This is a genomic window from Sphingomonas insulae (assembly GCF_010450875.1).
GTDB lineage: Bacteria > Pseudomonadota > Alphaproteobacteria > Sphingomonadales > Sphingomonadaceae > Sphingomonas > Sphingomonas insulae.
Genome location: NZ_CP048422.1, coordinates 1,024,402 through 1,038,015, shown reverse-complemented (window position 1 = coordinate 1,038,015; position 13,614 = coordinate 1,024,402). Strand labels below are relative to the sequence as shown.

Annotated in this window: 12 protein-coding genes; 6 read left to right on the top strand and 6 right to left on the bottom strand. The window is 68.9% G+C overall.

Annotation, left to right across the window (positions count from 1 at the left end; all coding sequences use genetic code 11):
• Positions 1–7: 7 nt before the first annotated feature.
• Together GTH33_RS06590 and GTH33_RS06585 are read right to left on the bottom strand one after the other, a co-directional pair.
• Complete coding sequence (locus GTH33_RS06590) at positions 8–1,789, bottom strand: IlvD/Edd family dehydratase (protein ID WP_163957736.1); 1,782 nt, start codon at positions 1,787–1,789, stop codon at positions 8–10.
• A gap of 1 nt (position 1,790) precedes the next feature.
• Positions 1,791–2,939, bottom strand: a complete 1,149-nt coding sequence (locus GTH33_RS06585) for an aldose epimerase family protein (RefSeq protein WP_163957735.1) — start codon at positions 2,937–2,939, stop codon at positions 1,791–1,793.
• A gap of 118 nt (positions 2,940–3,057) precedes the next feature.
• Here GTH33_RS06585 and GTH33_RS06580 point away from each other — a divergent pair, with 118 nt between their 5' ends.
• The 5 genes from GTH33_RS06580 to GTH33_RS06560 all read left to right on the top strand — a co-directional run bounded on the left by GTH33_RS06580 (position 3,058) and on the right by GTH33_RS06560 (position 8,136).
• Positions 3,058–4,461 (top strand): MFS transporter, encoded by a 1,404-nt coding sequence (locus GTH33_RS06580; RefSeq protein ID WP_243848504.1) that lies wholly within the window; start codon positions 3,058–3,060, stop codon positions 4,459–4,461.
• 10 nt (positions 4,462–4,471) lie between these two features.
• Positions 4,472–5,371 (top strand): 2-dehydro-3-deoxygalactonokinase, encoded by a 900-nt coding sequence (locus tag GTH33_RS06575; RefSeq protein WP_163957734.1) that lies wholly within the window; start codon positions 4,472–4,474, stop codon positions 5,369–5,371.
• A gap of 175 nt (positions 5,372–5,546) precedes the next feature.
• Positions 5,547–6,185 carry a 2-dehydro-3-deoxy-6-phosphogalactonate aldolase gene (locus GTH33_RS06570; RefSeq protein WP_163957733.1) on the top strand — a complete coding sequence of 213 codons (639 nt, stop codon included), beginning with the start codon at positions 5,547–5,549 and terminating at the stop codon, positions 6,183–6,185.
• Positions 6,182–7,183: an AraD1 family protein gene (gene araD1 / locus GTH33_RS06565; RefSeq protein ID WP_163957732.1), complete on the top strand. Its 1,002-nt coding sequence runs from the start codon at positions 6,182–6,184 to the stop codon at positions 7,181–7,183. The genes GTH33_RS06570 and araD1 overlap by 4 nt, the downstream gene beginning before the upstream one ends.
• Positions 7,184–7,227: 44 nt before the next feature.
• Positions 7,228–8,136, top strand: a complete 909-nt coding sequence (locus GTH33_RS06560; protein ID WP_163959672.1) for a Gfo/Idh/MocA family protein — start codon at positions 7,228–7,230, stop codon at positions 8,134–8,136.
• A 190-nt stretch (positions 8,137–8,326) separates the two neighbouring features.
• On the opposite strand, the gene GTH33_RS06555 is transcribed toward GTH33_RS06560, so the two are convergent.
• From GTH33_RS06555 to GTH33_RS06545, 3 genes are read right to left on the bottom strand one after another with little or no spacing between them, the layout of a single operon-like run.
• Positions 8,327–9,565: an adenosylmethionine--8-amino-7-oxononanoate transaminase gene (locus tag GTH33_RS06555; RefSeq protein WP_163957731.1), complete on the bottom strand. Its 1,239-nt coding sequence runs from the start codon at positions 9,563–9,565 to the stop codon at positions 8,327–8,329.
• Positions 9,562–10,179, bottom strand: coding sequence for a dethiobiotin synthase (gene bioD / locus GTH33_RS06550; RefSeq protein ID WP_163957730.1), 618 nt, complete (start codon positions 10,177–10,179; stop codon positions 9,562–9,564). The genes GTH33_RS06555 and bioD overlap by 4 nt, the downstream gene beginning before the upstream one ends.
• Positions 10,176–11,270: an 8-amino-7-oxononanoate synthase gene (locus tag GTH33_RS06545; RefSeq protein WP_163959670.1), complete on the bottom strand. Its 1,095-nt coding sequence runs from the start codon at positions 11,268–11,270 to the stop codon at positions 10,176–10,178. The genes bioD and GTH33_RS06545 overlap by 4 nt, the downstream gene beginning before the upstream one ends.
• Positions 11,271–11,397: 127 nt before the next feature.
• On the opposite strand from GTH33_RS06545, the gene GTH33_RS06540 reads away from it, so the two are divergent.
• Positions 11,398–12,264, top strand: a complete 867-nt coding sequence (locus GTH33_RS06540) for a DUF4886 domain-containing protein (protein ID WP_249055021.1) — start codon at positions 11,398–11,400, stop codon at positions 12,262–12,264.
• 100 nt (positions 12,265–12,364) lie between these two features.
• Here GTH33_RS06540 and dnaN read toward each other — a convergent pair whose 3' ends face one another.
• Positions 12,365–13,480: a DNA polymerase III subunit beta gene (gene dnaN, locus GTH33_RS06535; RefSeq protein ID WP_163957728.1), complete on the bottom strand. Its 1,116-nt coding sequence runs from the start codon at positions 13,478–13,480 to the stop codon at positions 12,365–12,367.
• Positions 13,481–13,614: the final 134 nt, after the last annotated feature.

Sequence of the window (13,614 nt, the reverse complement as noted above, 5' to 3'; positions counted from 1 at the left end):
GTCGCGATCAGTGATTGTCCCGCGGCAACCCCATCGTCTGCGCGATCCGCTGGTACTTTTCCGCACCCTCCAGGATCGCGCCGGTGTTCATCTGGCCGACGACGGCGCGCTGAATCTCCTGCCACGGCGTCTGCGAAGCCGGATAGGCGAACCCGCCCGCCGCCTCCAGCGCAGCGCGGCGCTCGGCCAGCTCGGCATCGGGGATCAACACGTTCGCCGTGCCGGTGTTGAGGTCGATGCGCACCCGATCGCCGGTCTCGAGCAGCGCCAGCCCGCCCATCGCCGCCGCCTCGGGGCTGGCATTGAGGATCGATGGCGACCCGCTGGTTCCCGACTGGCGGCCGTCGCCGATGCACGGCAGCGCGCTCACTCCCTCGGTGATGAGATACGCTGGTGGTCGCATGTTGACGACCTCCGCCGCGCCCGGATAGCCGATCGGCCCCGCGCCACGCATGAACAGCACCGTCTCGGGCGTAATCCCGGTCGCCGGGTCGTCGATCCGGTGATGATAATCCTCCGGCCCGTCGAACACCACGGCCGGCCCCTCGAACGCATTCGGGTCTTCGGGGTTGGACAGATAGCGGTCGCGGAATTCGGGCGAGATCACGCTCGTCTTCATCACCGCCGCATCGAACAGATTGCCCGACAGCACGATGAAGCCCGCATCCGTCACCAACGGCTGGTCGAACGGCCGGATCACCTTTTCGTCCTCGATCGCCACGCCGCGGCAATTCTCGCCCATCGTCTTGCCGTTGACGGTCAGCGCGTCCTCATGGATCAGCCCCTGCCCGATCAACTGGTTGACCACTGCCGGCACGCCGCCCGCGCGATAATAATCCTCGCCCAGATATTCGCCCGCGGGTTGCAGGTTGACCAGCAGCGGCACCTTGTGCCCCTCGGTCTCCCAATCCTTCAGCGGCAGGTCGACGCCGATGTGACGTGCGATCGCCGACAGGTGGATCGGCGCGTTGGTCGATCCGCCGATCGCCGAATTGACCCGGATCGCATTGTGGAACGCGGGCCTCGTCAGGATGTCGGATGGCTTCAGATCCTCCGCCACCATCTGCACGATGCGCTTGCCGGTCAGGTACGACACCTCCTGCCGATCGCGATACGGCGCCGGAATCGCCGCCGATCCCGGCAGCGACATGCCCAGCGCCTCGCACAGCGAATTCATCGTCGTCGCGGTGCCCATCGTGTTGCAATATCCGGTCGACGGCGCCGAACTGGCCACCAGCCGGATGAACTCCGCATCGTCGATCTCACCCGCCGCGAGCAGCTGCCGCGCCTTCCACACGATCGTCCCCGACCCGGTCCGCTCGCCCTTGTGCCAGCCGTTCAGCATCGGCCCCACCGACAGCGCGATCGCCGGGATATTGACCGTCGCCGCCGCCATCAGGCAGGCCGGCGTCGTCTTGTCGCAACCGATCGTCAGCACCACGCCGTCCAGCGGATAGCCGTACAGCGTCTCGACCAGCCCCAGATAGGCAAGGTTGCGGTCGAGCCCCGCAGTCGGCCGCTTGCCGGTCTCCTGGATCGGATGCACCGGGAACTCCAGCACGATCCCGCCCGCTTCGCGCACGCCCTCGCGCACCCGCTCCGCCAGCACCAGATGGTGGCGGTTGCACGGCGACAGGTCGCTACCCGTCTGGGCGATGCCGATGATCGGCTTGCCCGATTGCAGTTCCTCCAGCGACAGCCCGAAGTTGAGATAGCGCTCCAGATACAGCGCCGTCATGTCGATGTTGGCGGGATTGTCGAACCAGGCGCGACTGCGCAATTTCGTCATGTTACTTGGCCACCGAAAATTTGTAGATCATCACGTGCCGATACGGCTTGCCGGGGTCCACCCGGGGCGACGCAAAGGCGGGCTTGTTGGGGGAATCGGGAAACTTCTGCGGCTCCAGCGCGATGCCGTCGCCCATCCGATAGACGTGCCGGCCCTTGCCGACATACGTGCCGTCCAGGAAATTGCCGGTATAGAATTGCACGCCCGGCTCGGTGGTGGACACCTCCAGCACGCGGCCCGATGCCGGATCCTCCAACCGTGCGGCGAGGCCGGGCGTCGCGGTCGAACCCTTGTCCAGCGCGAAATTATGGTCGTAGCCGCGCCCGACCACGATCTGCGGATCGCGGCCGTCGCGCAGGCCGTCGGCCACCGTGCGGCCGCCACGGAAGTCGAACACCGTGCCGGCGACCGGACGCAACGCGCCGGTCGGGATCAGATTGGCATCCACCGGCGTGATCGCCTTGGCGGGAATCGTCAGGCGATGCCCCATCGCCCCCATCGGCGATCCCTCGCCCGCCAGGTTGAATATCGCATGGTTGGTCATGTTGACGACCGTCGGCTTGTCCGTCGTCGCACCGAAGGTTATGGTCAGCGCACCATCGTCGCTCAACGCATAGGTCACCGTCACGTCCAGCTTGCCGGGATACCCCTGATCGCCATCGGCGCTGGTCAGCGCCAGCGTCACGCTGCCGTCCTTGACCGCCGTGATCCGCCACGGCTGCTTGTCGAATCCCTTGGTCCCGCCGTGCAGCGAATTGACCTTGTCGTTCAGCGGCAGCGTGTATGCCTTGCCGTCCAGCGTGAACCTGCCACCGCCGATCCGGTTCGCATAGCGCCCAACCGTCACGCCGAAGAAATTTGGATGCTCGGCATAATCGCGCGCATCGTCATAGCCGAGCAATACGTCGGCGACCTTGCCGTCGCGATCCGGTGCGCTCAACCGCTGCAGCGTCGCGCCATAGCTCAGGATGCGCGCCACCACACCGCTCTTGGCGGTCAGCGTCACCGCCTCGACCTGCGTGCCGTCCGCCAGCGTACCCGCCGCCTCGCGCGTCGCCGTCGCCGCGTCGGCCTGTCCCACATTGGCGCCCGCCGCGACCATCGTCATCAATCCCGCGACCGTCATGCCCAGTGCCTTACGAACCCTCATCGCATCCCTCCTCGGATACATCCCCGGCATTGACCCGGCGTATGGCGCCTTTATAGTCAGACAAATAACCGGGGCGCAAGGCGGCCCTACGTCGCCACGAGCGGAAGAGGATGGAAGAATGGCAGGACCGATAGCAATGCCGCCAAGGGCGGGCGCAACCACGGCACCCGCGGGCAAGAAATCCGGAACGATCCTTGCGCTGATCTATGTGACCACGCTGTTCTTCATCTGGGCCTTCGTCACCAACCTGATCGATCCGTTGGTGAAGAGCATGAAGGTGATCTACACCCTCAGCGACTTCGAGACGCAGCTCAACCAGTTCGCGTTCTTCATCGCCTATGGCGTCATGTCGATTCCCTCGGCGTGGTATCTGTCGCGCCGCGGCTACGCCAATTCGATCGTCCTCGGGCTCGCCGGCGTGATCGCGGGCTGCCTCGTCGCCTGGTCGACGACCTATTCGAACAGCTTCATCACCGTCCTGCTCGGCCTGTTCGTCGCGGCCTCGGGGATCACCCTGCTGCAGGTCGCCGCCAACCCGCTGATCGCGTCGATGGGCAGCCCGACCGGCTCGCACTTCCGCCTCAATCTCAGCCAGGCGTTCAACTCGCTCGGCGCCTATGTCGGCGGCACGTTCGGCGCGGCCTATCTGCTGCGCGGCGACCTGTTCGCCAAGGATGCGGTGCTGACGCCGGCACTCAAGACCGACAGCCTCGGTTTCGTGACGCACGTCTATCTGATGATCGCCGTCGTGCTGGCGGCCTTCACCCTCGCCGTCTTCTTCGCGCGGCGCACCATCGCGTCCCATGCGCCGGCACTCGCCGACAAGGTCGAATCGCCGCTGGCGGCGCTGCGCTCGCGCTGGGCCAACCTCGGCTCAATCGCGATCTTCCTGTATGTCGGTGCGGAGGTGTGCGTCATCTCCGGCATGATCTTCTTCCTTGAACAGCGGCACATCCTCGACGTGCCGGCACAGATCGCGGGCTATGTCGCGCCCCTGTTCATGCTGCTCGCCATGGTCGGCCGGTTCGGCGGCAGCGTGCTGCTCCGCTATTTCAAGGCGACGACGCTGCTGACGCTGGTATCGGCCGGCGCGTCGGTGCTGTGCGTGGTCATCGTGGCGACCTTCAACATGGACGCCAGCCCGCTCGGCGGCACGGTCACCCTGCCCGGCGGCTATGTCGCACCGCTGACGATGGGCTTCCTGCCCGCCGCCGCCGCGCTGCTGCTCGGCCTGTGCAACTCGATCATGTTCCCCACGATCTTCACGCTGACGCTGGAACGGTCGACCGCCCCCGCCTCCGCCACCTCGGGCCTGATGTGCATGGCGATCTGCGGCGGCGGGTTCGTCTCCGTGCTGTACGGCGCGGTAATCGATCAGTTCGCCCACGTGACGCAGGACGGTGCGCGGTCGCTCGCGTTCATCGTGCCCCTCGCCTGCTATGTCTACGTGCTCTGGTACGCCCGCGCCGCGCGCAACGCCGCGACGCACGTGATCGAAGAGACGGTCGAAGCGACGGCCTGAGGACACGGGGATGACGCCGACTTCCAGCGCTGCCGGTGGCGCGATCATCGCGGTCGATTGGGGCACCACCAATCGCCGCGCCTATCGGATCGACGCGGATGGCGTCGTCGTCGACAGCGTGCGGGACGATCGCGGCGTGCTGGCGATGGCGGCGGACGATTACGTGCCCGCCATCGCCACGCTGCGCGAACGGCTCGGCGACCTGCCGGTGATCGCTGCGGGCATGATCGGCTCGACCCGCGGCTGGCGGGAGGCGGCCTACGTCCCCGCCCCCGCCGATCTTGCCGCCCTTGCCCGGGCCGCGCTGCGGATCGATGCCGCAGACGTCACCATCGTCCCCGGCATATCCTGGGCCGACGGTCCGCGTGCCGACGTGATGCGCGGCGAGGAGGTGCAGGTGCTCGGCGCGATCACCGCCGGCCTTGCCCCGGCGGATGCGCTTTTCTGCCAGCCCGGCACCCATAACAAATGGATCGCCGCCCGCGACGCCCGCATCGTCGATGTGACGACCGTGATGACCGGCGAACTCTTCGCGCTGCTGAAGGCGCATGGCATCCTCGCGGGCATGCTCGACGGCCCCGTCGCCGACGGCGCTGCGTTTCGCGAAGGGCTCGCCCGCGGTGCCGGCGCCTGCGACCTCGGCGCGGCGCTGTTCGAAGTGCGCGCCGCCGTCCTTCTCGATCGCCGCCAGCCGGACGATGCCGCCGCCTATGCCAGCGGCGTGCTGATCGGCAACGACGTCGGCGCACGCGATGTGGCGGGCAACACCGTCCACCTGCTGGCGGACGGCACGCTCGCCGCGCTGTACACCGTCGCGATCGAAACGCTCGGCGGCCACGTGACGCCGGTGGATGCGACAACGGCCTTCATCGCGGGCATCCATCACCTACGCGCGCATCTCGCCGTATGAGGCACGCCCCCTTCGGTTTCCCGGCGCACGCCGGAACCCTTGGTCTTGCCCGGCGCATGAATCGCATCGCCGCCGTCCGCATGCCATCCTTGCGTCTCGGCCGGCGCCGGCGCGACGACGATGCATGGGCCGGCACCGATTCCCACCTGCCGCACCATCCCCCGGAGTATTTTCGATGACCGACCCGGCCACCCGCTTTGCGGAGGCGTTCGCCGCCTGTCCGCTCGTCGCGGTCCTTCGCGGCCTCACTCCCGCCGAAGCCGAACCGGTCGGCGACGCGCTGGTCGATGCCGGCTTCACCCTGCTCGAAGTGCCGCTCAACTCGCCCGATCCGCTCGCCAGTATCGCCGCCATGGCCAGGCGCTACGCCGGTCGCGCGATCGTCGGCGCCGGCACCGTCCTCACCACCGACGACGTTGCCGCGGTCGCCGATGCCGGCGGCGAACTGATCGTCTCGCCCAACACCGAGCCGGACGTCATCGCCGCCGCGGTCGCCCGCGGCCTGATCTCGCTGCCGGGTTACTACACCCCCAGCGAAGCCTTCGCCGCGCTCGCCGCCGGTGCGCATGGCCTGAAACTGTTCCCGGCCGAGGGCGCCGCCCCCGCCTTCCTCAAGGCACAGCGCGCCGTCCTGCCCAAGGCCACCAAAATCCTCGCCGTCGGTGGGATCACCCCCGACACCATGGCCGCCTGGTCCGCCGCCGGCGCGGACGGTTTCGGTCTCGGTTCCAACCTCTACCGTGCCGGCAAGTCCGCGGCCGCCGTCGCGCGCGACGCGGCCGCCTTCGTCACCGCAGTGAAAGCCCTCGCATGACCAGTTCCGCCATTCCCGCCCGTCTCGTCCAGCAGCGCCTGCCCGACGGCACGCGCCGCGTGATCCTCGCCGGGGAGGCCGCGCATGTCCTCACCGGCGTCGCCTCCACCCGCGATCTCGCTCTGGCCGCCATCGCAGACGGTGTCTCGCTGCTCGATGCCGCCCGCGCCCGCCGTTCCGACGAGACGGTGGACCTCGCCGCCGCGCTCGCCGCCGGCGAACTGCTGCCCGCGATCGACCATCCCGACAGCGCCCGCCTGATGCTGGCGGGCACCGGCCTCACCCATCTCGGCTCCGCAGCGGGTCGCGATGCGATGCACAAGGCCGCCGCCTCCGGCCAGCAGACCGATTCGATGCGCCTGTTCCTCGAGGGGATGGAGGGCGGCCGCCCCGCCGCCGGACAGGCCGGCGCGCAGCCCGAATGGTTCTACAAGGGCGATGGCCAGTCGCTCGTCGCGCCGGGTGCGCCGCTGACCTCGCCCGCCTTCGCACAGGACGGCGGCGAGGAACCCGAACTCGCCGGCATCTACCTGATCGGCGACGACGGCACCCCCTTCCGCCTCGGCATCGCGCTCGCCAACGAATTCAGCGACCATGTCACCGAACGCCACAACTATCTGTGGCTGGCGCATTCCAAGCTGCGCCAGGCGGCGCTGGGCGCGGAACTGCTGCTCGGCGAACCGCCCGCCGATATCCAGGGCACCAGCCGGATCGAACGCGATGGCGCGGTCCTGTGGGAAAAGCCGTTCCTGACCGGCGAGGCGAACATGTCGCACAGCCTCGCCAACCTCGAACATCATCACTTCAAATACGCCGCCTTCCGCCGTCCCGGCGATATCCACGTCCACTTCTTCGGCACCGCCACCCTGTCGTGTGCCGATGCCGTGCAGACGCAGGCGGGCGATGTGTTCGCGATCGAGGCCGCGCCGTTCACGCTGCCGTTGCGCAACCCGCTCGCCATCGCCCCCGCAGCCCCGGTCGCGGTGGCGCCGCTGTGAGCCAGCCGCACCGAACCGGCCCCCTTCGCCTGGCCCTCGTCGGCATGGGCAAGATCGCCCACGACCAGCACGTTCCCGCCATCGCCGGCAATGCCGACATCCAGCTTGCCGCCACCGTCAGCCGCGAGGGCAAGGGCGTCGCGGGCGTCCCCCATTTCCGCGACATCGCCGACCTGATCGCCAGCGGGATCGCCATCGATGCGGTCTCGCTCTGCACCCCGCCGCAAGTCCGCCGCGCCATCGCCGCGCAGGCGATCGCGCAAGGCTGGCACGTCTTCCTCGAAAAGCCGCCCGGCGCGACGCTGGCGGAGGTCGCGCAATTGCAGGGGGCAGCGGCGGCGGCCGGCATCAGCCTGTTCGCCGGCTGGCATTCCCGGTACGCCGCCGGCGTCGAACCCGCCCGCGCCTTCCTCGCCGAGGCCGCCATCCGTTCGGTGACGGTCACCTGGCGCGAGGACATCCGCGTCTGGCATCCGGGCCAGGCCTGGATCCTGCAGGCCGGCGGCTTCGGCGTGTTCGACCCCGGCATCAACGCCTTGTCCATCGTCACCCGCATCCTGCCCCGCCCCTTCTTCATCGCCGACGCCGAACTCGACTTTCCCGAGAATTGCGACGCCCCGATCGCCGCTCGGATCACGTTCGGCGACGACCACGGCCTGCGCATCGCCGCCGACCTCGACTTCCGCCAGGAAGGGCCGCAAAGCTGGGACATCGCCGTGGAGACCGATGCCGGCACGCTGATGCTGCACGACGGCGGCGGCCGGCTGGTAATGCCGGACGGCACCGAACCGACCCCGGTCGACGCCCTCCATGGCGAATATGCCGGCCTCTACGACCGTTTTGTCGCGGTGATCCGGGCGGGGAAGAGCGATGTCGATATCGCACCGCTGCGCCACGTCGCCGACGCGTTCCTGCGTGGGCGTCGGATGATCGTGGCGCCATTCGTGGAGTGATCCAAGCGCGGACCCGAAGGATGAAGGCGTTCACGCGCAGGGGGAAGGCGTTGCGCCCTGCGCACAGCGCCTTCCTCGACGATGGGCAGCGAAAGAACCCAACCGCTACCGCTGACGCGGCCTTTCTTCTCGACGCCTCCTCCACGCCTCCGCGCAAACGTCCCCCCGTCCCCGCGCGGCCCCGCGTCACTCAAGCCAGACCGGCAGCCGCCTCGCCGATCGCCGCATACACCGCGTCCAGATCGTCATCCCCGATGCAATATGGCGGCATGACATACACCACATTCCCCAACGGCCGCAGCAACAGGTCCCGCTCACGAAAGAACGCCAGCAACCGCGGCCCCAGCGCCGACATGTAATCCGCCCCCTCGGTTCCCAGGTCGACCGCGGCGATCGTCCCCAGCGTCCGGACGTTGCGCACGCCCGGCAGGGCCGATATCCGCACCGCCTGCCGCGCCGCGAGGTCGGCGATCCGCGCCAGCACCGGCTCCTCTTCCCAGATCGCGATGTTCGCCGCCGCCGCCGCACAGGCGATCGGGTTCGCGGTATAGCTGGACGAATGGAAGAACATCCGGGCGCGATCCTCGCTCCGATGCGCCTGATAGATCGCCTCGCTCGCCATCGTCACCGCCAGCGGCACCGCGCCCCCGGTCAGCCCCTTCGACAGGCACAGGATATCGGGCACCACGCCCGCCTGCTCGCACGCCAGCAAGGTTCCGGTCCGTCCCCAGCCGGTCATCACCTCATCCGCGATGAACAGCACGCCGTATCGCGCGCAGATCGCCCGCATCTCCGCCAGCACCCATGCCGGATAGACCAACATACCCCCCGCGCCGCACACCAGCGGCTCGACGATCAGCGCCGCCGGCGCCTCGCGACACGCCGTCTCCAGCGCGTCCAGCGTCGTCTGCTCCCGCCCGGCCGCGGGGAACGGGATCGTCGCCACGTCGAACAGCAACGGTTCGTACGCGCGATTGAACGCCCCGCGCGCACCGACCGACATCGTGCCGATCGTGTCGCCGTGATAGCCGTGTTCCAGCACCAATATCCGGTGCCGCGGCTCGCCCCGGTTCAGCCAGAACCCCAGCGCCATCTTCAGCGCCACCTCGACGCTGGTCGATCCCGAATCGGAAAAGAACACCCGCGTCAGCGTATCCGGCATCAGCCGTAACAACCCCGCCGCCACCGCCTCGGCCGGCTCGTGGGTCCAGCCGGCGAAGATGATCTGGTCCATGCGCGCCGCCTGATCGGCGATCGCCGCCATGATCCGCGGCTCGCGATGCCCGTGCGTCGTCACCCACCATGACGATATCGCATCGATCACCCGCCGCCCGTCGCTGGTGAACAGCGCCGCCCCCTCCGCCCGCACGACGGTCGGGATCGGTTCGCCCAGGCCATGCTGCGTGAACGGATGCCACACCGCGCTCATGCGAAATCCTCGATCCGAAACCCCGCGGCGAACGCCCGCGCCAGCCCGGCGGCATCCAGCGGGTCCACCCGCCCCAGCCGCCCCAGTCTTCGCACCGCACCGATGCGGCAGATCGTCGCCTCGCTGTCCTCCTGCGCATCGCCGTTGAACGCCACGCCCAGGATCGGCACGGCCCGCGCCCGCAACGCCTCGATGCTCAACAGACTGTGGTTGATCGTCCCCAGGCCGGTGCGCGCCACCAGCACCACCGGTGCGCGCCATGCCGCGAACATGTCGGCATACAGCATGTCGTCCGCCAGCGGCACCAGCACCCCGCCCGCACCCTCGACGACCAACGGCCCATCGACCACCGGCAGCGCCAATCGGGCGGGATCGATCGTCACCCCGTCGATCGCCGCGGCGCGATGCGGCGAACACGGCGTCGCCAGCCGGTACGCCTCGGGCAGCACCCGCTCGACGCCCAGCGCCCGCACGCCCGCGCCATCGCCGCCCTCGTCCAGCCCCGCCTGTACCGGCTTCCAATAGGTCGCGCCCAACGCCACGGTCAGCGCCGCCGCGAACACCGTCTTGCCGACGTCGGTGTCGGTCCCCGTCACCACGATCGCGCCGTTCATCGCAACACTTCTCCCAACCCGGCGATCGCCGCTTCATCGACGTTGCAGGTGATCGCCACCCGCAACCGCGCCGTCCCCGCCGCCACCGTCGGCGGCCGGATCGCACGCACGTCATACCCCGCCGCCTGACACCGTTCCGCACGGGCGACCGCCGCGCCGTCCTCGCCGACGATCACCGGGAACAGCTGCGATCCGCTCGCGAAGCCCAGCGCGCGCTCTGCGGCCGCCACCAGCGTCCACAATCGTGCCTGCCGCTCGGGTTCGTCGACCAGGCAGCGCAGCGCCTCGCGCACCGCCGCCGCGATCAGCGGCGATGGCGCGGTGGAAAAGACGAAGCCGCGCGCCCGGTTGACCAGCATCGCGCGCAGCAAGTGCGGCACGCACAACAGGCCGCCTTCCGCGCCCAGCGCCTTGCCGCAGGTATGCAGCGTCACGACGTTCTCGGCGCCGTGCAGCGCTTCGGCCAGGCCGCGGCCGGCGCTGCCGAACACACCGGTCGCATGCGCCTCGTCGATCAGCAGCATGGCATCGTGCCGCGCGGCGATCGCGACCAGATCGTCCAGCGGCGCCCGGTCGCCATCCATGCCATACAGGCTCTCGATCGCGATCCACGGCGTCCCCGTGCCGCCGTCCGTCCGCCATCGCCGGATCGCATCCTCGAACGCATCGGCATCGTTATGCGCCACCGTCACCCGGGGCGCCCGCCCCAACTGCATGCCGTCGTGCGCGCTTGCATGGACCAGCGCATCGTACACCACCAGATCGCCGGGTTGCGGCAGGGTGGCGAAAGCCGCCATGTTCGCGGCATAGCCATTGGCGAAGAACAACGCCGCCTCGCTGCCGAAATGCGCCGCCGCCTCCGTCTCCAGCGCCTCATGCTCGGGATCGTTGCCGCGCAGCAGTCGCGATCCGCCCGATCCGATCGCGACGCCGCGATCCAGCGCCGTCGCCACCGCCGCGCGCAGCCGCGGCGAACCGGCCAGTCCCAGAAAGTCGTTGGAGGAAAAATCGGCGCCGGCGCGCGGGCGCAGGCTACGCAACCGGTCGGCCGCGTCCAGCCGGGCCAGATCCTCGCGATAGAATTGCAGCATCGCCGCTCCTGTAGCGCCTTGGCGTCGGCATGCCAGCACCACATCCGGGCTGGCGTTCGGCGACGCCGATCCGGTACGGGCCTCGGCGTTGACCACCACGTCGAGGATGCCGCCGATGCTCTCACGCATGTTGATCGCCGCGGGGCTCGCCATCGCGGCCCCCGCCGCCGGCCAGCGCGCGCCGGCCCCCGTCCAGCTGCCGCGCACGATCCTGTTCGTCGGCAACAGCTTCACCCAGGGCGCGCATTCCGCCGTGCGCAACTGGCACGCCGACCGCGTCACCGACCTGACCGGCGCCGGCTATGGCGGCGTGCCCGCCTTGTTCAAGGAATTCACGCTCGAAGCCGGCCTCGCCTATGCGGTCAGCCTGGAAACGCAGGGCGGGCAAAGCCTCGCCTTCCATTACGACCAGCGCCGTCACCTGTTCGACCGGGCTTGGGACGTCGTCGTCCTGCAGGAATACAGCACGCTCGACCGCGATCGTCCGGGCGATGCCACCCGCTACATCCGCAGCGTGGGCCAGCTGGGTTCGCTCTTCCGCGTCCGCAACCACGCGGTGAAGGTCGAACTGATGGCGACCTGGTCGCGTGCCGACCAGACCTATCAGCCCGGCGGCGCCTGGGCCGGCCGGCCGATCGCCGCCATGGCCGATCACCTGCGCCTCGCCGCGGACCGCGCCAAACGCACCAACCTGTCGGTATCCGGGGTGATCCCGGTCGGCCAGGCGTGGAACCGTGCCTTCGCGGCGGGCATCGCCGATCCCGATCCCTATGATGGCATCGCCTTCGGCCAGACGGATCTGTGGTCCTACGACCATTATCACGCCAGCACCGCGGGCTATTATCTCGAAGCGCTCGTCGTCTTCGGCCACGTCACCGGCGTCGATCCGCGCACGCTCGGGCGCAACGAACGCGCCGCCGACGAACTGGGCCTGTCGCCGGACCTCGCCGTCGCGCTACAGGCGATCGCACGCGAACAATTGGTCGCGCGCTAGACCGGATTTCGCATCGGGCCACATCGCCGCCGCGACGGCGCCGGCGTTGCGGACGAACCCGGCGTTGGTAGCGGGGGGCAACGCCCCCCCGCTGGTGCGATCAGACGCGCATCGGCATCAGCACGTACAGCGCCGGTGCCTTGTCGTTCTCGCGGATCAGCGTCGGCGCGGCGGCATCGTTCAGGTGCACTTCCACCACGTCGCCGTCGATCTGCCCCAGGATATCGAGCAGGTAACGGCTGTTGAATCCGATCTCGAACGGCATCGCGGCATAATCGCCCGGCACCTCTTCGGCCGCCGTGCCGTTTTCCGGGCTGGTGACCGACAGCGTGATCTTGTCGCGATCCAACGCCATCTTCACCGCCCGCGTCTTTTCCGTCGCGATCGTCGACACCCGGTCGACACCCTCTTCGAAGCTGCGCGGATCGAGCTTCAGGATCTTGTCGTTCGCGGTCGGGATGACCCGCGAATAATCGGGGAACGTGCCGTCGATCAGCTTGCTGGTCAGCACCGCCTGCCCCAGGTCGAACCGGATCTTGGTGCCCGACAGCGACACGCCGACCGAACCGTCGACCTCGTCGAGCAGCTTGCGCAATTCGGCCACGCACTTCCGCGGCACGATCACGTCGGGCATTCCCGCCGCGCCTTCCGGTCGCGGCAGCGTGACGCGGGCCAGCCGGTGGCCGTCGGTCGCCGCCGCCTTCAGCGTCGGCTCGCTGGCGTCGTCCTGTACGTGCAGGAAGATGCCGTTCAGATAATAACGCGTCTCTTCGGTCGAGATCGCGAAGCGGGTCTTGTCGATGATCTGCTTCAGCGTATCCGCTGGCATCTCGAACTGGGTCGGCAGCTCGCCCTCGGCGATCACCGGGAAATCGTCGCGCGGCAGCGTGCCGAGGCTGAAGCGCGCGCGACCCGCGACGATCGACATGCGACCCTCTGCCGCGTGCAGCTGCACCTGGCTGCCCTCGGGCAGCTTGCGCGCGATGTCGAACAGCGTGTGGGCCGACACCGTGGTCGACCCCGGCTGGTCGACCGCCGCCAGGATCGATTCGTTGATCTGCAGGTCCAGATCGGTCGCCATCAGCCGCAGCTGGCCCTCGGCGGTCGCCTCCAGCAGCACGTTCGACAGGATGGGAATGGTGTTGCGCCGCTCCACCACGGACTGGACATGGCTCAGTCCCTTGAGGAGCGTTGCGCGTTCGATCGTCGCCTTCATCAGTCGTACCCCCGTCCCCCGAGTCCGGGGCGTGTCCCGCCTGTCCTACCCATGAAAAAGGGGTCGGAGCAAGCACTCCGACCCCTCGGGCGATTCCGGTTAACAGGGCGTTAGCGCGGCAGCCCGCCGGATCG